Source organism: Streptococcus sp. 45 (assembly GCF_900108865.1).
In the GTDB taxonomy this organism is placed as follows: domain Bacteria; phylum Bacillota; class Bacilli; order Lactobacillales; family Streptococcaceae; genus Streptococcus; species Streptococcus ruminicola.
Map to the genome: position 1 here is coordinate 172,124 of NZ_FNXZ01000002.1, position 21,438 is coordinate 193,561.

At 38.3% G+C, this 21,438-nt stretch carries 22 protein-coding genes and 1 riboswitch; of the genes, 20 read left to right on the forward strand and 2 right to left on the reverse strand.

Annotated features, from left to right (window positions below):
• The first annotated feature begins 5 nt into the window (after nucleotides 1-5).
• From leuC to BMX18_RS04620, 5 genes are all read left to right on the forward strand, one after another.
• Nucleotides 6-1,394, forward strand: coding sequence for a 3-isopropylmalate dehydratase large subunit (leuC, locus tag BMX18_RS04600; RefSeq protein ID WP_093815327.1), 1,389 nt, complete (start codon nucleotides 6-8; stop codon nucleotides 1,392-1,394).
• A gap of 12 nt (nucleotides 1,395-1,406) precedes the next feature.
• Complete coding sequence (gene leuD, locus BMX18_RS04605) at nucleotides 1,407-1,997, forward strand: 3-isopropylmalate dehydratase small subunit (RefSeq protein WP_093815329.1); 591 nt, start codon at nucleotides 1,407-1,409, stop codon at nucleotides 1,995-1,997.
• A 152-nt stretch (nucleotides 1,998-2,149) separates the two neighbouring features.
• Entirely contained in the window at nucleotides 2,150-2,647 is a 498-nt protein-coding gene (locus BMX18_RS04610; protein ID WP_014334492.1) for a GAF domain-containing protein, read from the forward strand.
• A complete protein-coding gene (gene dnaX / locus BMX18_RS04615) occupies nucleotides 2,647-4,326 on the forward strand; it encodes a DNA polymerase III subunit gamma/tau (RefSeq protein ID WP_093815331.1) in 1,680 nt (559 codons plus the stop codon). The genes BMX18_RS04610 and dnaX overlap by 1 nt, the downstream gene beginning before the upstream one ends.
• 87 nt (nucleotides 4,327-4,413) lie before the next feature.
• Nucleotides 4,414-4,608, forward strand: a complete 195-nt coding sequence (locus tag BMX18_RS04620; protein WP_043878416.1) for a DUF3272 family protein — start codon at nucleotides 4,414-4,416, stop codon at nucleotides 4,606-4,608.
• On the opposite strand, the gene birA is transcribed toward BMX18_RS04620, so the two are convergent.
• Entirely contained in the window at nucleotides 4,589-5,521 is a 933-nt protein-coding gene (birA, locus tag BMX18_RS04625) for a bifunctional biotin--[acetyl-CoA-carboxylase] ligase/biotin operon repressor BirA (protein WP_093815333.1), read from the reverse strand. The two genes, BMX18_RS04620 and birA, sit on opposite strands and share 20 nt — an antisense overlap.
• A gap of 385 nt (nucleotides 5,522-5,906) precedes the next feature.
• Here birA and metK point away from each other — a divergent pair, with 385 nt between their 5' ends.
• The 7 genes from metK to BMX18_RS04660 all read left to right on the forward strand — a co-directional run bounded on the left by metK (nucleotide 5,907) and on the right by BMX18_RS04660 (nucleotide 13,385).
• The gene (gene metK, locus BMX18_RS04630) at nucleotides 5,907-7,097 is read left to right on the forward strand and encodes a methionine adenosyltransferase (RefSeq protein WP_074563374.1); all 1,191 of its coding nucleotides are present in this window, start codon (nucleotides 5,907-5,909) and stop codon (nucleotides 7,095-7,097) included.
• Nucleotides 7,098-7,212: 115 nt separating this feature from the next.
• On the forward strand, nucleotides 7,213-8,058 hold the full coding sequence (locus tag BMX18_RS04635; protein WP_093815334.1) for an AraC family transcriptional regulator: 846 nt from the start codon (nucleotides 7,213-7,215) through the stop codon (nucleotides 8,056-8,058).
• Between the two features lie 266 nt (nucleotides 8,059-8,324).
• Nucleotides 8,325-9,584, forward strand: coding sequence for a UDP-N-acetylglucosamine 1-carboxyvinyltransferase (locus tag BMX18_RS04640; RefSeq protein ID WP_039697159.1), 1,260 nt, complete (start codon nucleotides 8,325-8,327; stop codon nucleotides 9,582-9,584).
• 75 nt (nucleotides 9,585-9,659) lie between these two features.
• A complete protein-coding gene (locus BMX18_RS04645) occupies nucleotides 9,660-10,214 on the forward strand; it encodes a GNAT family N-acetyltransferase (RefSeq protein ID WP_093815597.1) in 555 nt (184 codons plus the stop codon).
• Nucleotides 10,207-11,490 carry a CBS-HotDog domain-containing transcription factor SpxR gene (spxR, locus tag BMX18_RS04650; RefSeq protein ID WP_093815336.1) on the forward strand — a complete coding sequence of 428 codons (1,284 nt, stop codon included), beginning with the start codon at nucleotides 10,207-10,209 and terminating at the stop codon, nucleotides 11,488-11,490. The genes BMX18_RS04645 and spxR overlap by 8 nt, the downstream gene beginning before the upstream one ends.
• A 112-nt stretch (nucleotides 11,491-11,602) precedes the next feature.
• Nucleotides 11,603-12,463 (forward strand): methionyl aminopeptidase, encoded by an 861-nt coding sequence (locus tag BMX18_RS04655; RefSeq protein ID WP_006532325.1) that lies wholly within the window; start codon nucleotides 11,603-11,605, stop codon nucleotides 12,461-12,463.
• Between the two features lies 1 nt (nucleotide 12,464).
• Nucleotides 12,465-13,385 (forward strand): YihY/virulence factor BrkB family protein, encoded by a 921-nt coding sequence (locus tag BMX18_RS04660; protein ID WP_074559668.1) that lies wholly within the window; start codon nucleotides 12,465-12,467, stop codon nucleotides 13,383-13,385.
• Nucleotides 13,386-13,398: 13 nt separating this feature from the next.
• Here the strand turns inward: BMX18_RS04660 and BMX18_RS04665 are convergent, their stop codons facing one another.
• Nucleotides 13,399-13,824, reverse strand: a complete 426-nt coding sequence (locus tag BMX18_RS04665) for a GtrA family protein (protein WP_074559669.1) — start codon at nucleotides 13,822-13,824, stop codon at nucleotides 13,399-13,401.
• A 28-nt stretch (nucleotides 13,825-13,852) separates the two neighbouring features.
• A riboswitch (PreQ1 riboswitch) is annotated at nucleotides 13,853-13,965 on the forward strand.
• On the opposite strand from BMX18_RS04665, the gene BMX18_RS04670 reads away from it, so the two are divergent.
• The 8 genes from BMX18_RS04670 (at nucleotide 13,963) to atpA (ending at nucleotide 21,436) form a co-directional block, all read left to right on the forward strand.
• The gene (locus BMX18_RS04670; protein ID WP_074559671.1) at nucleotides 13,963-14,472 is read left to right on the forward strand and encodes a QueT transporter family protein; all 510 of its coding nucleotides are present in this window, start codon (nucleotides 13,963-13,965) and stop codon (nucleotides 14,470-14,472) included. Its footprint overlaps the riboswitch before it by 3 nt.
• A 110-nt stretch (nucleotides 14,473-14,582) precedes the next feature.
• Nucleotides 14,583-16,541: an NAD-dependent DNA ligase LigA gene (gene ligA / locus BMX18_RS04675; RefSeq protein ID WP_093815338.1), complete on the forward strand. Its 1,959-nt coding sequence runs from the start codon at nucleotides 14,583-14,585 to the stop codon at nucleotides 16,539-16,541.
• A gap of 20 nt (nucleotides 16,542-16,561) precedes the next feature.
• Entirely contained in the window at nucleotides 16,562-17,587 is a 1,026-nt protein-coding gene (locus tag BMX18_RS04680) for a diacylglycerol kinase family lipid kinase (protein ID WP_039697152.1), read from the forward strand.
• Nucleotides 17,588-17,905: 318 nt separating this feature from the next.
• A complete protein-coding gene (locus BMX18_RS04685; RefSeq protein ID WP_039697151.1) occupies nucleotides 17,906-18,109 on the forward strand; it encodes a F0F1 ATP synthase subunit C in 204 nt (67 codons plus the stop codon).
• Nucleotides 18,110-18,147: 38 nt separating this feature from the next.
• Nucleotides 18,148-18,867 (forward strand): F0F1 ATP synthase subunit A, encoded by a 720-nt coding sequence (atpB, locus tag BMX18_RS04690; protein WP_093815340.1) that lies wholly within the window; start codon nucleotides 18,148-18,150, stop codon nucleotides 18,865-18,867.
• A 14-nt stretch (nucleotides 18,868-18,881) separates the two neighbouring features.
• Nucleotides 18,882-19,379 carry a F0F1 ATP synthase subunit B gene (gene atpF, locus BMX18_RS04695; protein ID WP_039697149.1) on the forward strand — a complete coding sequence of 166 codons (498 nt, stop codon included), beginning with the start codon at nucleotides 18,882-18,884 and terminating at the stop codon, nucleotides 19,377-19,379.
• Nucleotides 19,379-19,915: a F0F1 ATP synthase subunit delta gene (locus BMX18_RS04700; RefSeq protein WP_039697148.1), complete on the forward strand. Its 537-nt coding sequence runs from the start codon at nucleotides 19,379-19,381 to the stop codon at nucleotides 19,913-19,915. Before atpF ends, BMX18_RS04700 begins: the two co-directional genes overlap by 1 nt.
• A gap of 15 nt (nucleotides 19,916-19,930) precedes the next feature.
• Entirely contained in the window at nucleotides 19,931-21,436 is a 1,506-nt protein-coding gene (gene atpA, locus BMX18_RS04705; protein WP_039697147.1) for a F0F1 ATP synthase subunit alpha, read from the forward strand.
• Nucleotides 21,437-21,438: the final 2 nt, after the last annotated feature.

A 21,438-nucleotide genomic window follows, 5' to 3' on the forward strand; every position in this document is an offset into this window, starting at 1 on the left:
AAAATATGAGCGGAAAATCGATTTTTGATAAGCTTTGGGAACGCCATGTGATTACAGGCGAAGAAGGCGAACCACAGCTTATGTATGTTGACCAGCATTATATTCATGAAGTAACAAGTCCGCAGGCCTTTCAAGGTCTTAGAGATGCTGGGCGTAAAGTACGTCGTCCAGAGTTGACGTTTGGAACAACTGACCATAATGTTCCAACGGTTGATATTTTTAACATTCGTGATTTGATTTCAAAAAATCAAATTGATACTCTTGCTAGAAATGTTGAAGAATTTGGTATTGATGCAGCAACGCACGGTACGGAACGTCAAGGGATTGTTCATATGGTTGGTCCAGAAACAGGACGCAGTCAACCAGGTAAATTTATTGTCTGCGGGGACAGCCATACGGCAACACATGGCGCTTTTGGAGCCATTGCTTTTGGTATTGGGACATCAGAAGTGGAGCACGTATTTGCGACCCAATGTATCTGGCAAGTGAAACCGAAAAAAATGAAGGTTGAATTTGTCGGAAAACCACAAAAAGGGGTTTATTCAAAAGACTTTATTTTGGCTTTGATTGCAAAATACGGTGTTGATGCTGGTGTGGGTTATGCTGTTGAATATTGTGGCGAAGCTATTGATGCCCTTTCAATGGATGAACGCATGACGATTGCTAATATGTCAATCGAATTTGGAGCCAAAATGGGCTTGATGAACCCAGATCAAAAGACCTTTGATTATGTGAAGGGGCGCGAAGCTGCACCAAAAGGTGAGAAATTCGAAGAAGCAGTTGCTGACTGGAAAACATTGGTTTCTGACCCTGATGCAGAGTATGATAAGGTGATTACGATTGACGTTTCTGAGTTGGCACCTATGGTGACTTGGGGAACAAACCCTGAAATGGGTGTTGAATTTGGTCAACCATTCCCAGAAATTAAAGACATGAATGACGAACGTGCTTATCACTACATGGACATGAAACCAGGTGAGAAAGCAGAAGATATTGACCTTGGTTATGTCTTTATCGGATCTTGTACCAATGCTCGTCTTTCAGACCTTCAATTAGCAGCTAAGATTGTCAAAGGAAAACACATTTCACCAAAATTGACAGCTATCGTTGTTCCAGGGTCTCGTCCTGTTAAGAAAGAAGCTGAGCGACTTGGACTTGATAAGATTTTCTTGGATGCTGGCTTTGAATGGCGCGAACCAGGATGTTCAATGTGTCTTGGAATGAACCCAGACCATGTGCCAGAGGGTGTACATTGTGCCTCAACAAGTAATCGTAACTTTGAAGGACGCCAAGGTTTTGGAGCGCGTACACATCTTTGTAGTCCTGCTATGGCAGCAGCGGCAGCGATTGCTGGTAAATTTGTAGATGTTCGTCAACTATCAGAAGTGGAATAAAGGAGAGAGACCATGGAAAAATTTACCGTCTATACAGGGAAGTCTGTCCCTTTGATGAATGATAATATTGACACTGACCAACTGATTCCAAAGCAATTTTTAAAAGCTGTTGATAAAAAAGGTTTCGGGAAAAATCTTCTTTTTGAATGGCGCTACCTTAATGATAATTACGATGAAAATCCTGACTTTATCTTTAATCAGCCTGAATATCGTGATGCGACGATTTTGATTTCTGGAGATAATTTTGGGTCAGGGTCATCGCGTGAACACGCTGCCTGGGCACTTGAAGACTATGGCTTTCGTTGTGTGATTGCAGGGTCATTTTCAGACATTCATTACAATAATGAATTAAAAAATGGAATGCTTCCTATTGTTCAACCTTTGGAAGTGCGTCAAAAATTAGCTGCGCTACCAGCAGGAGAAGAAATTACCATTGATTTGCCAAACCAAGTCATCAAATCATCAGCTGGCGATTTTACGTTTGATATCGATAGTGAGTGGAAACGTAAGCTTGTTCTTGGGCTTGATGATATCGGCATTACTCTTCAGTATGAAGAATTGATTTCAGCCTACGAAAAAAATCGTCCAAGTTATTGGCAATAAAGTATTAAGCAGTAGGCAACCAAACTAAGCAGTCATTTTAATATAAACTGAGTTGAGATGCCATTGTCTCAGCTCTTTTTTACGTCAAATTCACCAAAATATCATTTTTTCAAAGTATGACGAAGTAGGCTTTTTTTGATATAATTAAGCTTATGGAAAATACTAAGAAAATTGAGAATTATGAAATCATGTTAGCGCAAGCAAATGCTTTGTTTGCTAACGAAAAAAACTTGTTGTCTAACCTTTCAAATGCAAGTGCGCTCTTGAAGATGACTTTGCCAAATTCTGTTTTTACTGGCTTTTACCTTTTCAATGGTGAAGAGTTGCTTCTTGGCCCATTCCAAGGTGGGGTATCTTGCGTACACATTAAACTTGGTAAAGGTGTTTGTGGAGAATCAGCAGCTAAACGCGAAACAATGATTGTCGCAGATGTGACAAAACATGCTAACTATATCGCTTGTGACTCAGCTGCCATGAGTGAAATCGTTGTTCCAATGGTCAAAGATGACAAACTTGTTGGTGTTTTAGATTTGGATTCACGTTTGACAGATGATTATGATGCTGTTGACCAAGAGTATCTTGAAAAATTTGCAGCTATTCTTGTCGAAAAATCATATTGGAATCTAGATATGTTTGGAGTTGAAAAATAATGTATCAAGCCCTCTATCGAAAATACCGTAGCCAAACCTTTGATGAAATGGTTGGGCAAACGGTTATTTCAACGACTTTAAAACAAGCAGTTTCTTCTGGCAAAATCAGCCATGCTTACTTGTTTTCGGGTCCACGAGGAACTGGTAAAACCAGTGCCGCTAAAATTTTTGCAAAGGCTATGAACTGTCCTCACCAAGTCAATGGTGAGCCATGTAATCAGTGTGATATTTGTCGTGATATTACAAATGGTAGTCTTGAAGATGTCATTGAGATTGACGCGGCGTCTAATAATGGGGTTGATGAAATTCGTGAAATTCGCGATAAGTCAACCTACGCACCAAGCCGTGCCACTTATAAAGTTTACATCATCGATGAAGTTCATATGCTTTCAACGGGGGCATTTAATGCGCTTCTGAAAACCTTAGAGGAACCAACAGAAAATGTTGTTTTCATCTTAGCGACTACTGAACTTCATAAAATTCCTGCGACAATTTTGTCACGTGTTCAACGTTTTGAATTTAAAGCGATTAAGTTAGCGGCTATTTGTGACCATTTGGCTAACATTCTTGACAAAGAAGGTATTACGTATGAAGAAGATGCTTTGACCCTGATTGCACGCTGTGCAGAAGGTGGAATGCGTGATGCTTTGTCTATTCTTGACCAAGCGCTAAGTCTTACAAGTGATAATTATGTTTCACTTAGCATTGCTGAAGAAATCACAGGAAGCATTTCAATGACGGCTTTGGATGATTTTGTGGCAAATGTTTTAGCCAATCAAACTAGCCAAGCTTTGACAAATCTTGAAACAATTTTCGATAGTGGCAAGAGCATGAGTCGTTTTGCGACAGATTTATTGAACTATCTTCGTGATTTATTAGTGGTTCAAAGCGGTGGTGAAAATACCCATACGAGTCAAGTTTTTCAAGAGAATTTGACTAATGTTCAACAAGAACGTATTTTTGCGATGATTGACTTGGTGACCAAAGCTTTACCTGAAATCAAAAATGGTGTTCAGCCTAAGATTTACGCCGAAATGTTGACCATTCAGTTGTCAGAATCAGGGAAACAAACTGCTCTAGCTCAGGTACCAGAAGGCTTGTCAGATGAGTTGGCTAGACTACAGTCAGAAATCAAAGACTTGAAAAATCAACTAGCTAATCTGGACAGCTCTGCGATTTCACCAAAATCAACCAAGCGTCCAAAAACAAATTCTAGCTATCGCTATAAAGTTGACCGTGTCAAGATTTTAACTATCATGGAAGAAACGATTGTTGATAGTCAGAAATCAAGAGAGTATCTTGAAGCCCTTAAAGGCGCTTGGAATGAAATTTTAGATAGTATTTCTGCTCAAGATCGCGCGCTTTTGCTTGGTTCTGAACCAGTTCTTGCAAATAGCGAAAATGCTATTTTGGCTTTCGATGCAGCTTTTAATGCTGAGCAAGCCATGAAACGAACAGACCTTAATGACATGTTTGGTAATATCATGAGTAAAGCTGCTGGTTTCTCACCAAATATTTTGGCAGTGCCACGAAAAGACTTTAACAGCATTCGAGCTGAATTTGCTCAAAATCTAAAAAAGAAAAAACAAAACCCAGTAGAGGAAGAAGTCAAAGATGACTCTTTCATCCCAGAAGGCTTTGATTTTCTAGCAGATAAAATTAATAAAGTGGAAGATTAAAAGGAAGTTTCGATTGAAACTTCCTTTTAACGTGAAAACATATCAGTGAAAACTGCTAAAAGCGGTTATCTATGCTATAATAAACGTATGACTATAAAACGTTTTATTTTAATGGCACTCATGTGCGCCTTTGAAACCTACTTTTTTAATGAATGTTTATTTAATGGTGATTATTTCTTTGCTTTCTTTTGGGGGTTATTTTTGCTACGTGACCTTCAACGTGCCTACACGGTTGATAAGGTCTTACAAACTTTGACATCAACTACCAAGAAGAAAGACTGATTTCGCCACTACGAAGTAATTTTTCTTGACCATTGTCAAGTTTGACAATCAGGTGCCCTTGATTGGTAATGTCTTGGGCAATTCCTGAGTATAGACAATCATTTTCTGTAAAAGTCACTTGTTTATCTAAGACAAGTGATTTTTCTTTGTAAACTTTTACCAAATCTTTTTCTGGAATTGTGAAGAAGAGTTTCCAAATTTCGGTGATGAGTTGATTGCGCGTGATACTTGGTTGCCAAGAAAAAAGTGAGCCAGCTTTTTCGGAAATGTCATCTGGAAAATCCGTAACGTGAAAATTAATGCCAACTCCGATAATGACATCGGTAATTAAGCCTGTTTCAACCGATGAGATAGCTTCGGTTAAAATGCCAGCGATTTTTTTACCATTGTAATAGATGTCATTGACCCATTTGATGTCTGTTTCGATACCAGTTAGTCGCGAAATGGCTTTAACAACGCTTGAGGCTACCATGAGTGTATAAGGTTTCACTTCTTCAAAAGGAACATTTGGTTTAAGGTGAAGTGACATATAAATGCCACCTTGTTTTGAGGCAAAAAATTGTCTACCAAAGCGTCCTTTGGCTTGCTCTTGACTTGGAGCTAAGTAGAGGTGCGCTTCTTTATCTTCATCTAAATGATTTTTAGCATCTAATTGAGTTGATTGGCTTTTTTCGTTGAGACTAACGGCTATCTTTAAATCTTTAGAAATGATTTCCGGAAGTAGCAATTCACCTGAGAGAATTTTATAGCCACGTTTTTTAACAGAATCAATCTGAACGCCTTTTTCTTCTAAAGTTTTGATGGCTTTCCAAATAGCGGTTCTAGAGAGTTCAAACTCACTTGCTAACGTTTCTCCGCTAATATATTCACTTTGGTTTTGTAAATAATGATAAATTTTTTCGTAGGTTTTCATACCAATAGTATAATATATTTTTTCTAAATATTCTTAATGAAAAATGAATTTGTTACGAAATGGTAAGAATTTTTCTATAGGCAATTTGGGTAAAACGTGGTACAATATTCTAGTCAATGAGTCCCGATAAGACAATCTGGCGGTTTAATAGTGTGTTCTTCTTCGTTAGCTCATCTTGATATTCTTCAGTATTATCTGCGATTTCGCTGACTTGACTAACACGCTATTGACCGCGCCATCTCTTTTTAGATGATTTAGATTGGTACTTTGTAACTCATTAGAAATGTCTACTTTTAATGTGGAGGTTTCGAAAGGGAAAAATTCCCGACATTTTAATGCCTATAGGTATTAAAATGAAAAATTAATGATATGGGGGGACATTTTTATGTCAGAACGTAAACTTTTCACGTCTGAATCAGTTTCTGAGGGGCATCCAGATAAGATTGCAGACCAAATTTCAGATGCTATTTTAGATGCTGTGTTGGAACAAGATCCTGATGCACACGTTGCAGCAGAAACAGCTGTATACACTGGGTCAGTCCATGTTTTTGGAGAAATTTCAACGACAGCTTATGTTGATATTAACCGTATTGTTCGCGATACTATCGCAGAAATCGGTTATACAAATGCTGAGTATGGCTTCGCTGCTGAATCAGTTGGGGTTCATCCATCATTGGTTGAACAATCACCTGATATTGCACAAGGGGTTAACGAAGCATTAGAGGTTCGTGGAAATGCCGATCAAGATCCACTTGACTTGATTGGTGCTGGTGACCAAGGTTTGATGTTTGGTTTTGCTGTTGATGAAACGCCAGAATTGATGCCATTGCCAATTTCACTTTCTCACAAATTGGTTAAAAAATTGGCAGATTTGCGTAAATCAGGCGAAATTTCATACCTTCGCCCAGATGCGAAATCACAAGTTACAGTTGAATATGATGAAAATGACAAACCAGTTCGTGTCGATACTGTTGTTATCTCAACTCAACATGACCCAGAAGCAACCAACGAACAAATTCACAATGACGTGATTGAAAAAGTCATCAAAGCAGTTATTCCAGCTAAATACCTTGATGACAAGACTAAATTCTTCATCAATCCAACTGGTCGTTTTGTAATCGGAGGTCCTCAAGGGGATTCTGGTTTGACTGGTCGTAAGATTATCGTTGATACTTACGGTGGTTATGCACGTCATGGTGGTGGTGCTTTCTCTGGTAAAGACGCTACAAAAGTTGACCGTTCTGCATCATACGCTGCACGTTACATCGCTAAAAATATTGTTGCTGCTGGTTTTGCAAGCAAAGCAGAAGTGCAATTAGCTTATGCTATCGGTGTGGCACATCCAGTTTCAGTTCGTGTTGATACATTTGGTACTAACACAGTTGCTGAAAGCAAATTGGAAGCTGCTGTTCGTGAAGTCTTTGACCTTCGTCCAGCAGGTATCATTAAGATGCTTGATTTGAAACGTCCAATTTACCGTCAAACAGCTGCTTACGGACACATGGGACGTACAGATATCGATCTTCCATGGGAAAAACTTGATAAAGTCGATGCTTTGAAAGAAGCTGTAAAATAAATATAGAAACGTTGCACTGATAGTGCGGCGTTTTTTTATCCTAGATTTTTTGTTTTAAAAATAAGGGGAAAATCTTTCAATCTTTTGCTAGACTATACAGTAGGAGGTGAGGGTAATGATTTCACGATTTAATCAAACAATGACCTACCTTGAAAGTGTATTAACGACCGAAATTGATAAACAAAAAGTTCAACACTTATCAGGATATTCCTATGCTATGTTTTCACGTTTATTTTCCATGTTAGCAGATATGACCTTATCGGAGTATTTGCGTAAGCGTAGATTATCAGAAGCGGTTAATGATTTGAAGATGTCATCTGATAAGGTGATTGATATTGCTATGAAATACGGTTATGATTCTGCGGATAGTTTTAGCGCAGCTTTTAAAAAATTCCACGGTTCAACGCCAACTGAAGTTCGTAAGGGAATGCCCTACAAAGTATTTCCAAAAGTTTACTTATCATTAACGGTAAGTGGAGGTAAGTCTATGAATGTCACAATTGAAAAGAAAGCGGCTTTTGCGGTTGCTGGTGTTTTAGCATCACACATTGAAAGTAAAGACTGCCCAGGAGTTTGGGATGAACTCTATGCTAAATTTGATATTGCTGATTTAAAAGCATTAGGAAATGGTCAAAGTTTTGGTGTCTGCTCAGAGCTCTCATCTGGTGTGGGACTTAATTACTTAGCGGGATATGATGTTACAGATAAGAAAAAGGCACAAGAGTTGGGCTTGAGTCTTTTAGAAGTAGCAGAAACGCAGTATGCGATTGTTCCAGTCAGAGGCAATGTTCCAGAGGCTATTCACGAAGCCTGGAAATATGTTCTTGAAGTATTTTTTCCAGAAAATGGTTATTGTCACTCTGGTGCTCCAGATTTTGAAGTTTATGCAGGAGGAGATATTCACGCTGAAGATTATGAAATGGCTTTGTGGATACCGATTGTTAAAGAAGAGGTTAAATAGCTGACCAATATTTTTAATAAAGTCCATCAGTTTGTTACACTTGCCATAAAGTAGACATTTGAAACAGGTTTAACCTTGATTTTAAAGTTTTTTGACTAAAAAAGTTTGAAAAATAAAAGTAGTAGTTTCTGCTTATGATATTAAAACACGAAAAAATATGACAAAATCTTAACAAAGTGTCAAAATATTCACCATAATCAGTTTGTCAAATGCCATAATCTATGATAAAATGTAAAGGTTGAATTCTAGCAGAAAGTTTTGAATGTATGCGTAAAATTGTTATTAATGGTGGCAAACCTTTAAAGGGAGAGGTTGCTATTTCGGGTGCTAAGAATAGTGTTGTGGCTTTGATTCCAGCAGCTATTCTATCTGATGATATTGTTATTTTGGATGGAGTTCCTGCCATTTCCGATGTTGATAGTTTGATTGAGATTATGGAAGTGATGGGAGCTAAGATTAAGCGAGAAGGCGAAACGCTTGAAATCGATCCACGTGGTGTTAAAAATCAACCAATGCCATACGGAAAAATCAATAGCTTGCGTGCTTCTTATTATTTCTATGGTAGTTTGCTTAGCCGATTTGGTGAAGCGACTGTTGGACTTCCAGGTGGATGTGATCTTGGGCCTCGTCCAATTGACCTTCACTTGAAAGCTTTTGAAGCTATGGGAGCTCAAGTATCTTATGAAGGCGAAGCTATGCGCCTTGCAACAGATGGAGAACCAATTCATGGAGCTCACATCTACATGGATACTGTTAGTGTTGGTGCAACAATCAACACTATGCTTGCTGCGACAAAAGCTAAAGGTCGTACTATCATCGAAAATGCCGCTCGTGAACCAGAAATTATTGATGTTGCGACATTGTTGAACAATATGGGGGCTCACGTACGTGGCGCAGGTACTGATGTTATCACTATTGAAGGGGTCGAAAGCCTTCATGGAACACGTCATCAAGTGATTCCTGACCGTATTGAAGCAGGTACTTATATTGCTATGGCAGCAGCAATCGGTGAAGGTGTTCGCATCACTAACGTCCTTTATGAACACTTAGAGAGTTATATTGCAAAACTCGAAGAAATGGGTGTTCGTATGACGGTTGAAGAAGATGCTATTTTTGTTGAAAAACAGTCAACTCTAAAAGCTGTATCAGTAAAAACATCACCATATCCTGGTTTTGCAACTGATTTGCAACAACCAATCACACCATTGTTATTAGTGGCAGAAGGTCGTGGTACGATTTTGGATACCATCTATGAAAAACGTACTAACCACGTCGCTGAATTGGTGAGAATGGGTGCGGATATTTCAATTGTTGGCGGACGTATTGCTTATCAAGGACCTAATAAATTGACAGGAGCACCTGTTAAAGCGTCAGACTTGCGTGCTGGTGCAGCTCTTGTGACAGCTGGTTTGATGGCAGAAGGTCAAACAGAAATTACCAACGTTGAATTTATTTTACGTGGTTACTCAAATATTATCGAAAAATTGACAGCCTTAGGTGCTGATATTAAATTAATCGAAGAATAAGAAGGAGCCTTAGGGCTTCTTTTTTGTTTGAATTCTGCTAAACCAAATTTTAAAGTCGTGTGTTATAATAAGGACATGGATATTTGGACGCGTTTAGGACGTTATGCCTCTTTTGAAACAGAACGCATGTATTTACGTCCTTTTACATACAAGGATAGTCAGGATTTTTTTGAGATTTGTAGCAATCCTGATAATCTTCATTTTATTTTTCCAAGTCGTGCCACACGTGAGGAAAGTGATTTTCTCATGGTTCATTATTTTATGAAGGAACCGCTCGGTGTTTGGGCGATTGAAGACAAAAAAACTCGTAAAATGATTGGTTGTATTCGTTTTGAAAAACTTGACCATAATCGTATGACAACAGAAATTGGTTATTTTATGAATCAAGCTTTTTGGGGTAAGGGATTAATGACTGAGTGTTTAAAAACACTTGCTTTTTTGAGCTTTCAGGAGTTTGGTTTACAAAGGTTACATGTGATTGCTCATGCAGAAAATATAGCCAGTCAACGAGTAGCGCAAAAATCAGGTTTTCGTTTGAAGCGTCAATTCAAAGGAAGCGACCGTTATAGCCGGAAAATGCGCGATTATGTTGATTATCAGTTGAGTAAAGGTGACTATCGTTATGAGTAAACATCAGAAAATATTAGAGTATCTGGAGAATTTGGCGGTTGGTAAGCGCGTGAGTGTGCGTAGTATCTCTAATCACTTAAATGTTAGTGATGGGACCGCTTATCGTGCCATTAAAGAGGCTGAAAATCGTGGAATCGTTGAGACCAGACCTCGAAGTGGAACGGTTCGTATTGAAAAGAAACCTGCCGTTCGCATTGAGCGATTGACTTATTCAGAAATTGCTCGTATCAGTGATTCAGAGGTTTTAGCAGGAAAAGCAGGACTTAGCCGTGAGTTTAGCAAGTTTTCAATTGGTGCTATGACTCAAGAAAATATCTTGCGTTATCTGGTTAAAGGTGGCCTTTTGATTGTTGGAGACCGTGAAAACATTCAATTGCTAGCGCTTGAAAAACATAACGCTATTTTGGTAACTGGAGGATTTTCTGTCTCAGAAGCTGTTATTCGTCTAGCTGATGAGCTTGGCATTCCAGTTATGGTGACTAATTACGATACGTTTACAGTTGCCACGATGATTAACCATGCTTTGTCTAATTTGCGCATTAAGACAGATTTGACAACGGTTGAGCAAGTTTATCAAGTCAAAGCAGAATACGGATTTTTGCACGAAGGTGACACCGTGCGTGATTTTAACACCTTGATTAAGCAAACCAAGAATGTTCGTTTCCCAGTTGTTAATAGTAAAAATGTAGTCGTCGGTGTTGTCAGTATGTTTGACGTTGTTGATAAGGAAAATAACGTCGATATCAAGAGTATCATGTCTCGCAATTTGATTGTTGCTAAACCGCAAGCAAGTCTGGCTAATATTAGTCAAAAAATGATTTTTGAAGACCTTAATATGCTGCCAGTTGTAGCAGAAGATTTGACTTTGCTTGGAGTGATTACACGCCGTCAGGCTGTTGAGAATCTACAGAACCTACAGCATTCAAGTCCCTACACTTACAGTGATCAGATGCTTTCTAATTTGAAGCAAGAAGATGGTGTTTACCAATTCATCGTTGAGCCAGCGATGATTGACCATGCAGGGAACTTTGCGCAAGGTGTTCTGACCGAATTTATCAAAGAAATTAGTGTTCGAGTCTTAACGAAAAAACATCAAAAGAATATCATTATTGAACAATTGATGCTTTATTTCTTGCAAGCTGTTCAAATTGATGATCGCTTAATTATTCAACCACGCATAATAACTGAAAAGCGTCGTAGCTCGGTGATTGATTTTGAAATTCTTTTAGATGATCAAATTGTCGCCAAAGCTCTGGTAACGACAAAAATCAATTAATTTTTTCTATCAAAAAGTGACTAGAACGTTACCTTTTTGACAGTTTGGTGACTATCAGTGTATAATTAAGAGTACTGATTCTTTTTAGAGTTTATTATAGGAGATAGATAATATGATTACATTAAAATCAGCTCGTGAAATCGAAGCAATGGATCGCGCAGGAGATTTCCTTGCTTCTATCCACATCGGTTTACGTGATGTTATTAAACCAGGTGTTGACATGTGGGAAGTTGAAGAATATGTTCGTCGCCGTTGTAAAGAAGAAAATGTTCTTCCACTTCAAATTGGTGTTGATGGTTCAATCATGGATTACCCATATGCTACATGTTGTGGTCTTAATGATGAAGTGGCTCACGCTTTTCCACGTCACTACATCCTAAAAGAAGGCGATTTGCTTAAAGTTGATATGGTTATGAGTGAACCACTTGATAAGTCAGTGGTTGACGTATCAAAACTAAACTTTGATAACGTTGAACAAGTTAAAAAATACACGCAATCATATTCTGGTGGTGTGGCCGACTCATGTTGGGCATACGCTGTTGGTGAAGTTTCAAAAGAAGTTAAAGACCTTATGGACGTCACAAAAGAATGCCTTTATATCGGTATTGAAAAAGCAGTCGTTGGCAACCGTATTGGTGATATCGGTGCAGCGATTCAAGAATATGCTGAAAGCCGCGGCTACGGTGTCGTTCGTGATTTGGTAGGTCACGGTGTTGGTCCTACAATGCACGAAGAACCAATGGTCCCTCACTATGGTAAAGCAGGTCGTGGACTTCGTTTGCGCGAAGGTATGGTATTGACTGTTGAACCAATGATTAATACAGGAACATGGGAAATCGATACTGACATGAAAACTGGCTGGGCTCACAAAACCCTTGATGGTGGGCTATCATGTCAATACGAACATCAATTTGTTATCACAAAAGACGGTCCTGTTATTCTAACAAGCCAAGGAGAAGAAAGAACTTACTAAGATGAAGCGAAAGCAATTCTTAGACAAATTATGGTCTAAATTAGAGTGGCAACCGCTGCAAGTTTATTTAAAACACTATCGCAGTGCTGAGATTGATTTATCAGCAATTGCTGTTGCTTATTATTTACTGCTGACAGCCTTTCCGCTGATTGTCATTGCAGCTAATATTTTCCCTTATCTGAACATTGATGTTAATATTTTGTTGGCATTTATGAAGAAAAATTTGCCAACTAACCTTTACCCATCGGTGTCGGCTATTACGATTGATATTTTCTCAAAACCTTCAGGTAGTATTTTGGGAGTTGCCACTTTAACAGCATTTTGGACTATGTCTAAATCGTTGACCTCTCTTCAAAAAGCAATTAATAAAGCCTATGGCGTAGCGCAACACAGAGATTTTGTGATTGGTCGATTAGTGGGAGTAATTGGAAGTCTCTTGATTCTTTTCTTACTGACTTTCGTCTTAATCTTTTCGACTTTTTCAAAAGCTGTTTTGCAAGTGATCAATTCATACTATGATTTAAGTGACACGATGGCTACCGTGATTTTGAATCTAGCACAGCCGGTGACTGTCTTGACCATTGTTATCGGATTGATGTTATTGTATTTTATTCTGCCTAATGTCAGAATTCGACGCTTTCGCTACATCTTACCTGGAACCATTTTTACCTCAGTCGTCATTGTGTTCTTGAATAACTTGTTTAGTAGTTATATTCTAAGAACCTTTGAGCGAATGGTTGACATTAAAACATTTGGATCGGTCGTGATTTTTGTATTAATGTTATGGTTTATTTTCCTAGCTCATATCCTGATTTTAGGAGCTATTTTTAACGCAACTTATCAAGAATTACGTCAAGGAAAAATGGAAAGTAGACGAGGCGATTTGTTGTCACTTTTGGCACAACGAGGCAAAAAAAAATAACACCTTCTGGGTGTTATTTTTTGTCTTTGAAAACTAATAGCTTGCTAAGAACATAATTCAGCACAATGATTAAGACTTGAGAAAAGAGTGTTTCAATAGCATTAACCATTGAAAGATTGTCATTTACAAATTGTCCGATGATGTGCGGGAATTTTGTGACCAAGAAGAATGCCAAAGCTAAATCTAAAATGAGTGTTGACAAACGTGCAATGGTGAATTTGACCAAACGCTCAAACCAACCTTTACGAACTTGATTGAAAACAAAATAATCATTGGTAAAGAAGGCAAATAAAATAGCAACAATATTAGCAATGACAGCTGAAAAAGTCGCCGAGCTAGTCAATGAAAAGATAAGTAAACGTGTTCCCATGTAGACAAGAGTTGTTAGAACACCAAAAAAGAGATACTTAAAAACTTCGCTTGTGATTAATTTTTTCATAGGTCTACTATATCAAATTTTAGAAAAATGTGCTATACTTTTAAGCGTTGTCTTGACGACCCTTGGTGCTTAGTTCCCTTTCGCCAAGCATATTACAAACGTTGAAACCTAAGCTTTCAAACGTCAAAGGAGAAGAAAATGGAAAAATTCACTATGCGTGATTTTGTTCGAGTTGCCCTTGTTGCGGCACTTTATGTTGTTTTAACAATCACACCGCCTTTAAATGCGATTTCTTACGGTGCTTATCAGTTCCGAGTATCTGAAATGTTAGTATTTTTGGCTTTTTATAATCGTAAATATATTATCGGCTTAACAGCAGGTTGTATGATTGCTAATTTATATAGTTTTGGTCTCATCGATGTCTTTGTCGGTGGTAGCCAGACTTTTGTTTTCTTGATGCTAGGTGTAACCTTGTTTGACCGCTATAAAGATCAATATCTCTTTAATGGTTTATTTAACAAAGCATTCTTTTATTTCTCACTATTATTTGCAGCTTCAATGTTTACCATTGCCACAGAGTTGCATATTGTTGCTAACGCACCTTTCTTGATGACATGGTTTACCTCAGCCGTGGGAGAACTTGCATCACTTCTAATTGGCTCACTTGTCATGGATAAATTAGCCAGTCGTATTGAATTGACTGCTTGATATACTAAAAGAATTTCCCAAAGTGGAAGTTCTTTTTTTCTATAATAATATCTTCAAAAAATGATAAGTTTTAAAGAGTATTTTTCTTTAGATGTGTTAAAATAGTATATATGAAAGAACGTATTCAAAAATTGGTTGACGAACTCAACCAGTATCGAAAAGAGTATTATACACAAGACCAACCAACGGTCTCTGATAGTGAGTATGACAAGCTCTATCGTGAATTGGTAGAGCTTGAAAAGGCTAATCCAGACTTAATTTTGCCGGATAGTCCGACACAAGCAGTTGGGGGTCTTATTTTAGATGGTTTTGAAAAATATCAACACGAAACACCACTGTATAGCTTACAAGATGCTTTTTCACGCGAGGAATTAGATGATTTTGACCGTCGCGTCAAGGCAGAATTTCCAAATGCATCTTACATGGCTGAGCTTAAGATTGATGGACTTTCAGTATCCTTAGTCTACGTAGACGGTGTGCTTCAAGTTGGTGCGACACGTGGTGATGGTTCAATCGGTGAAAATATCACTGAAAATGTCAAACGCATCAAAGATATTCCGCACAAATTGGAAGAGCCTTTAACAATCACGGTTCGAGGCGAAGCTTATTTGCCAAGAGAATCTTTTGATAAGATTAACGAAGAACGTCGTGAAAGTGGTCAGTCAGAATTTGCCAATCCTCGTAATGCCGCAGCTGGAACACTACGTCAGTTAAATACTGCAGTTGTTGCAAAGCGTAATCTGGCAACTTTCTTGTATCAAGAAGTGGCTTCAACAAGCATGACCACACAAAATGATGTCTTAGAAGAGTTGGCTCGTTATGGTTTTTCAGTTAATCCAAAACGCATTACAACATCTTCGATGGAAGATATCTGGGCATTCATTCAAGAAGTGGCTGCAGAGCGTGATAGTCTGCCATATGATATTGACGGTATCGTTATTAAGGTGAATAGCCTTGCTATGCAAGAAGAACTTGGTTTCACAGTTAAGGCACCACGTTGGGCGATTGCTTATAAATTCCCAGCTGAAGAAAAAGAAGCTGAGATTTTGTCAGTAGATTGGACCGTTGGGCGTACAGGTGTTGTTACTCCAACAGCTAATTTGACGCCAGTTCAGCTTGCAGGAACAACTGTTAGTCGTGCGACTTTGCACAATGTCGATTATATTGCTGAAAAAGATATCCGAATCGGAGATACCGTTATTGTCTACAAAGCGGGAGATATTATTCCAGCGGTGCTTCACGTGGTTGAAAGTAAGCGTGATAAGCAAGTCCCAATGCCAATTCCTGAGGCGTGTCCGTCATGTGGCAGTGAGCTGATTCACTATGAGGATGAAGTAGCGCTTCGCTGTATCAACCCACTTTGCCCAAGCCAGATTCAAGAGCGCTTAACGCATTTTGCCAGTCGAGATGCCATGAATATTACTGGTCTTGGACCTTCAATCGTTAAGAAACTCTTTACAGCGGATTTGGTTCATGACGTAGCAGATATTTATCGACTAAGTGTCGAAGATTTGCTGACGCTTGATGGCTTTAAAGAAAAATCGGCTGAAAAACTTTACAATGCTATCCAAGCATCAAAAGCTAATTCAGCAGAAAAATTATTATTTGGTTTAGGAATCCGTCATGTTGGTGCTAAAGCAAGTCGTCAGCTCCTAGAAGTTTTTGAAAGTATCGAAAATCTTGTGGCAGCAGACGAAGAAGCTATTGCTAATATTGATGGTCTTGGAACAGTTATTGCTAAGTCACTGCGCAGCTATTTTGCAAAAAAAGAAGCCGAAGAACTTTTGGCAGAATTGAAAAATGCTGGTGTTAATTTTGCTTATCTTGGAAAGAAAGTTTCCAAAGATGCTCAATTAGCTGGTTTGACAGTGGTTCTAACTGGAAAACTCCAACGCTTAACGCGAAATGAAGCTAAAGAAAAGTTGCAGGATTTAGGAGCTAAGGTTACAGGCAGTGTTTCTAAAAAGACAGATATTGTCGTTGCAGGAGCAGATGCTGGATCAAAATTGACAAAAGCCCAAGCTCTTGGAATTGACGTTCGTGATGAAGCTTGGTTAGAAAGTTTATAATCTTTTTGAGGTAATATAATATGGTCAAAAAACAAAAACGAGCACGTTTAATCTATAATCCGACCTCTGGCCAGGAAATTATGAAGAAAAATGTTGCCGAAGTTCTAGATATTTTAGAAGGCTTTGGTTATGAAACTTCTGCCTTTCAAACAACACCTGAAGAAAATTCAGCTCGCAATGAAGCTGAGAGAGCAGCAAAGGCTGGTTTTGATTTAGTCATCGCTGCAGGTGGTGACGGAACGATTAATGAGGTTGTTAATGGAATTGCTCCGCTAGAAAAACGACCAAAAATGGCAATCATTCCAACAGGTACGACAAATGACTTTGCGCGTGCCCTTAAAATCCCTCGTGGAAATCCCGTTGAAGCTGCAAAAATTATTGGTAAAAACCAACTGATTCACATGGATATTGGTCAAGCGCGTGAGGATACGTATTTTATCAATATCGCTGCTGCAGGTTCATTCACAGAATTGACTTACAGTGTGCCAAGTCAGTTGAAAACCATGTTTGGTTACCTAGCTTATTTGGCAAAGGGGGTTGAACTTCTACCAGGAATTCGTACAGTTCCAGTTCGAATTAAACATGAAAAAGGTGTCTTTGAAGGTGATGTGTCAATGATTTTTGCTGCCATCACTAATTCAGTTGGTGGTTTTGAACAAATCGCTCCAGACGCTAAACTTGATGATGGTAAGTTCACTTTGATTTTAGTGAAGACTGCTAACTTGATTGAGATTTTACGTTTGATTCGACTAGTTCTTGATGGTGGTAAACATATCGGTGATAAGCGCATTGAGTATATCAAGACAGACTTCTTGGAAATTGAACCTCTATCAGACAAGAAAATGATGATTAATTTGGATGGTGAGTACGGTGGTGACGCGCCAATCGTGCTTCGTAATCTTAAAAATCATATTACTTTCTTTGCTAACACGGATGAAATTTCAGATGATGCCTTAGTTTGGGATCAAGAAGATTTAGCGCTAGAAGCTATTGCTCAAAAATTTGCTCATGAAGTTGAAGACTTAGATGAGTCAATGGACAAATAATTCACACTTTAAATAGTAGAAAGTGTTTTCAAAATTATATGGAAAATTGTTTATGAAAGCAGTTTCTGGACATTCTGTCCAAAAACGCATTTTCCAACATGATTTGTATAGAAAATCTACCATAAAATGTTAGTAAATAAGGCTCATAAAGCCTAAAGGAAAGCGGATTTGACCGTTTTCCTTTTTTTATTGCTCAAAAACTAAACAAAGGTTAAGTATAGTTTGGGAAAACGTTTCCGAAAACGGTGATTTCGTTGACAATTCCTTAAAATAGGACTAAAATAACGAAGTAAAAAATTTTAAAAGGAGATTCATATCATGTTGAATTTAAAAATCTTAGCACTTGGTCTTGCCGTACTAGGAGTTAGTCTTGGTGAAGGTATCCTCGTTGCCAACATTGCAAAATCTGCAGCACGTCAACCTGAAATGTTCAGTAAATTGCAAACACTTATGTTCCTTGGAGTAGCCTTCATCGAAGGTACATTCTTCGTCCTTCTTGCATCTACATTCTTCGTTGGATAATTCTAACTAAGAACTTATAAAAAGAAGGAGGGATAAAGTTGGAAACATCTGTAAATCCAACAGCGCATGTCTTTGGTATTGAGTTTGACTTAACCATTTTAGCGATGTCTCTCTTGACGGTGATTATTTCCTTCGGTATCATTTTTTGGGCAACTCGAAAAATGACTCTGAAACCTAAAGGAAAACAAAATTTCATTGAGTATGTCTACGAGTTCGTACAAAATACGATTAAACCTAATCTTGGAGAATACACTCCTAAGTACAGCTTGTTGATGTTCACATTCTTCTTTTTCATTCTGATTGCTAACAACCTTGGGTTGCTAGTTAAATTGGAGTCTGATGATTATAACTTTTGGACATCTCCAACATCAACTTTTATGGTCGATTTTACACTATCTTTAATCATCGCGATTGTTGTCCATGTTGAAGGTATTCGAAAGAAAGGTGTTAAAGCATATTTGAAAGGTTATCTAAGTCCTTTCCCAATGATGCTCCCAATGAACATCTTAGAGCAACTTACTAACGTATTGTCACTTGCTCTACGTTTATTTGGTAACATTTATGCTGGTGAAGTCGTTACTGCTTTGATTGTAGGCTTTGGTACAAAAAGCTTAATTTTTGCACCATTGGCATTTGCCCTTAACTTGGCTTGGGTTGCTTTCTCAGCCTTTATCGGATGCATTCAAGCGTACGTATTCACTATTTTGTCATCTAAATATATCTCAGAAAAACTCCCAGAAGATGAGGATGAATCTTAAGAAAGGAATAATCAATGGAAACACTAATCAATAGTACAAGTATTGGTAATATTATTATTACTGCTGGTTCAGTGATCCTTTTGTTGGTTCTCATCAAACTTTTTGCTTGGGAACAATTGACAGGGATCTTTACCGCTCGTGAAGAAAAAATTGCTAATGATATTGATGGTGCAGAAGCAGCACGTAAAGAAGCAGAAGCTCTTGCTGCTAAACGCCAAGAAGAGTTAGCTGGCGCTCGTACTGAGGCAACTCAAATTATTGATGATGCCAAAGAAACTGGTAAAAATCAAGAGGCTAAAATTGTCGCTGAAGCACGCGAAGAAGCTAGTCGCTTGAAAGCTAAAGCTAATCAAGATATCGAACAAAGTAAAGCAGAAGCTCTTTCAAGTGTTAAAGGTGATGTCGCTGATTTGACTGTCCTTTTGGCAGAAAAAATCATGACAGCTAATCTTGACAAAGAAGCTCAAAGCAATCTCATTGATAGCTATCTTGACAAGCTAGGAGATGCCTAATGGATAAAAAGACACAAGCTCTTGTTGAGCAATATGCGAAAAGTCTCGTAGAAATTGCTATTGAAAAAGACAGTTTAGCTGAACTCCAATCAGAAACAGAAGCTTTGTTGTCTGTTTTTGAAGAGACAAACTTAGCTGACTTCTTGTCAAGTTTAGTCGTTTCACGTGATGAAAAAGTAAAACTTGTTAGGTTGCTTCAAGAGTCTAGTTCAGTTTACATGAACAATTTTCTTGAGGTAATTTTACAAAATGAACGAGAAGCGTTCTTGAAAGCCATCTTAGAAGGTGTTCAAAAAGATTTTGTTATTGCTACAAATCAACACGATATTGTTGTGACAACCGCAGTAGCTTTAACTGATGAACAAAAAGAACGTATCCTAGCTTTAGTTGCTGAAAAATTCGGTGTTAAAGCTGGAAAACTCGTTGAAAACATTGATGAATCAATCCTAGGTGGATTTGTTATCAATGTTAACAATAAAGTAATTGACACAAGTATTCGTCGTCAATTGCAAGAATTTAAAATGAATTTGAAATAGAAAGTGGTGTGACTTTTGGCAATTAATGCACAAGAAATTAGCGCTTTAATTAAAAAGCAAATTGAAAACTTCCAGCCAAATTTTGACGTCACAGAAACTGGTGTTGTCACTTATATCGGTGATGGTATCGCTCGTGCTCGTGGACTTGATAATGCCATGAGTGGAGAACTTCTTGAATTTTCAAATGGTGCTTTCGGTATGGCTCAAAACCTTGAGTCAAATGACGTTGGTATCATCATTCTTGGAGATTTCTCTACAATTCGTGAAGGTGATGAAGTAAAACGTACTGGTAAAATCATGGAAGTACCAGTAGGTGAAGCTCTTATCGGTCGTGTTGTTAACCCACTTGGTCAACCAGTAGATGGTCTTGGTGATATCAAGACAACTGCTACACGTCCAGTTGAAACACCTGCACCAGGCGTTATGCAACGTAAATCAGTTTCTGAACCACTCCAAACAGGTCTTAAAGCGATTGACGCTTTGGTTCCAATTGGACGTGGTCAACGTGAATTGATCATTGGTGACCGTCAAACAGGTAAAACATCTGTTGCGATTGACGCAATTTTGAACCAAAAAGGACAAGATATGATTTGTATCTATGTTGCGATTGGTCAAAAAGAATCAACTGTTCGTACACAAGTTGAAACTCTTCGTAAATACGGTGCCCTTGATTACACAATCGTTGTGACAGCCTCAGCTTCACAACCTTCTCCATTACTTTACATCGCTCCATATGCTGGTGTTGCAATGGCTGAAGAATTCATGTACAACGGAAAACATGTCTTGATTGTTTATGATGATCTATCAAAACAAGCGGTAGCTTACCGTGAACTGTCACTTCTTCTTCGTCGTCCACCAGGACGTGAAGCTTACCCAGGTGATGTCTTCTATCTTCACAGCCGCTTGCTTGAACGTTCTGCGAAAGTTTCTGATGCTCTTGGTGGTGGTTCAATTACAGCCCTTCCGTTTATCGAAACACAAGCTGGTGATATCTCAGCTTACATCGCAACTAACGTAATCTCAATCACTGACGGACAAATCTTCTTGCAAGAAAATCTTTTCAACTCAGGTATTCGTCCTGCGATCGATGCTGGTTCTTCAGTATCACGTGTTGGTGGTTCAGCACAAATCAAAGCAATGAAGAAAGTTGCTGGTACACTTCGTCTTGACTTGGCTTCTTACCGTGAACTTGAAGCCTTCACTCAATTTGGTTCTGACTTGGATGCCGCAACTCAAGCTAAACTTAACCGTGGACGTCGTACAGTTGAAGTGCTTAAACAACCTGTTCACAAACCACTTCCTGTTGAAAAACAAGTTGTAATTCTTTATGCACTTACTCATGGTTTCTTGGATGATGTGCCAGTAAATGATATCCTAGCATTCGAAGAAGCTTTGTATGATTACTTTGATGCACACTACGAATCAATCTTTGAAACTATCCGTACAACCAAAGATTTACCAGAAGAATCTGTCTTAGATGCAGCTATTCAAGCCTTTAAAGATCAGTCAGAATTCAAATAAGA

Excerpts from the sequence above, each read along its gene's own strand:
- leuC (WP_093815327.1), top strand. The coding sequence starts at position 6 with ATGAGCGGAAAATCGATTTTTGATAAGCTTTGGGAACGCCATGTGATT.
- leuD (WP_093815329.1), top strand. The coding sequence starts at position 1,407 with ATGGAAAAATTTACCGTCTATACAGGGAAGTCTGTCCCTTTGATGAAT.
- BMX18_RS04610 (WP_014334492.1), top strand. The coding sequence starts at position 2,150 with ATGGAAAATACTAAGAAAATTGAGAATTATGAAATCATGTTAGCGCAA.
- dnaX (WP_093815331.1), top strand. The coding sequence starts at position 2,647 with ATGTATCAAGCCCTCTATCGAAAATACCGTAGCCAAACCTTTGATGAA.
- BMX18_RS04620 (WP_043878416.1), top strand. The coding sequence starts at position 4,414 with ATGACTATAAAACGTTTTATTTTAATGGCACTCATGTGCGCCTTTGAA.
- birA (WP_093815333.1), bottom strand. The coding sequence starts at position 5,521 with ATGAAAACCTACGAAAAAATTTATCATTATTTACAAAACCAAAGTGAA.
- metK (WP_074563374.1), top strand. The coding sequence starts at position 5,907 with ATGTCAGAACGTAAACTTTTCACGTCTGAATCAGTTTCTGAGGGGCAT.
- BMX18_RS04635 (WP_093815334.1), top strand. The coding sequence starts at position 7,213 with ATGATTTCACGATTTAATCAAACAATGACCTACCTTGAAAGTGTATTA.
- BMX18_RS04640 (WP_039697159.1), top strand. The coding sequence starts at position 8,325 with ATGCGTAAAATTGTTATTAATGGTGGCAAACCTTTAAAGGGAGAGGTT.
- BMX18_RS04645 (WP_093815597.1), top strand. The coding sequence starts at position 9,660 with ATGGATATTTGGACGCGTTTAGGACGTTATGCCTCTTTTGAAACAGAA.
- spxR (WP_093815336.1), top strand. The coding sequence starts at position 10,207 with ATGAGTAAACATCAGAAAATATTAGAGTATCTGGAGAATTTGGCGGTT.
- BMX18_RS04655 (WP_006532325.1), top strand. The coding sequence starts at position 11,603 with ATGATTACATTAAAATCAGCTCGTGAAATCGAAGCAATGGATCGCGCA.
- BMX18_RS04660 (WP_074559668.1), top strand. The coding sequence starts at position 12,465 with ATGAAGCGAAAGCAATTCTTAGACAAATTATGGTCTAAATTAGAGTGG.
- BMX18_RS04665 (WP_074559669.1), bottom strand. The coding sequence starts at position 13,824 with ATGAAAAAATTAATCACAAGCGAAGTTTTTAAGTATCTCTTTTTTGGT.
- BMX18_RS04670 (WP_074559671.1), top strand. The coding sequence starts at position 13,963 with ATGGAAAAATTCACTATGCGTGATTTTGTTCGAGTTGCCCTTGTTGCG.
- ligA (WP_093815338.1), top strand. The coding sequence starts at position 14,583 with ATGAAAGAACGTATTCAAAAATTGGTTGACGAACTCAACCAGTATCGA.
- BMX18_RS04680 (WP_039697152.1), top strand. The coding sequence starts at position 16,562 with ATGGTCAAAAAACAAAAACGAGCACGTTTAATCTATAATCCGACCTCT.
- BMX18_RS04685 (WP_039697151.1), top strand. The coding sequence starts at position 17,906 with ATGTTGAATTTAAAAATCTTAGCACTTGGTCTTGCCGTACTAGGAGTT.
- atpF (WP_039697149.1), top strand. The coding sequence starts at position 18,882 with ATGGAAACACTAATCAATAGTACAAGTATTGGTAATATTATTATTACT.
- BMX18_RS04700 (WP_039697148.1), top strand. The coding sequence starts at position 19,379 with ATGGATAAAAAGACACAAGCTCTTGTTGAGCAATATGCGAAAAGTCTC.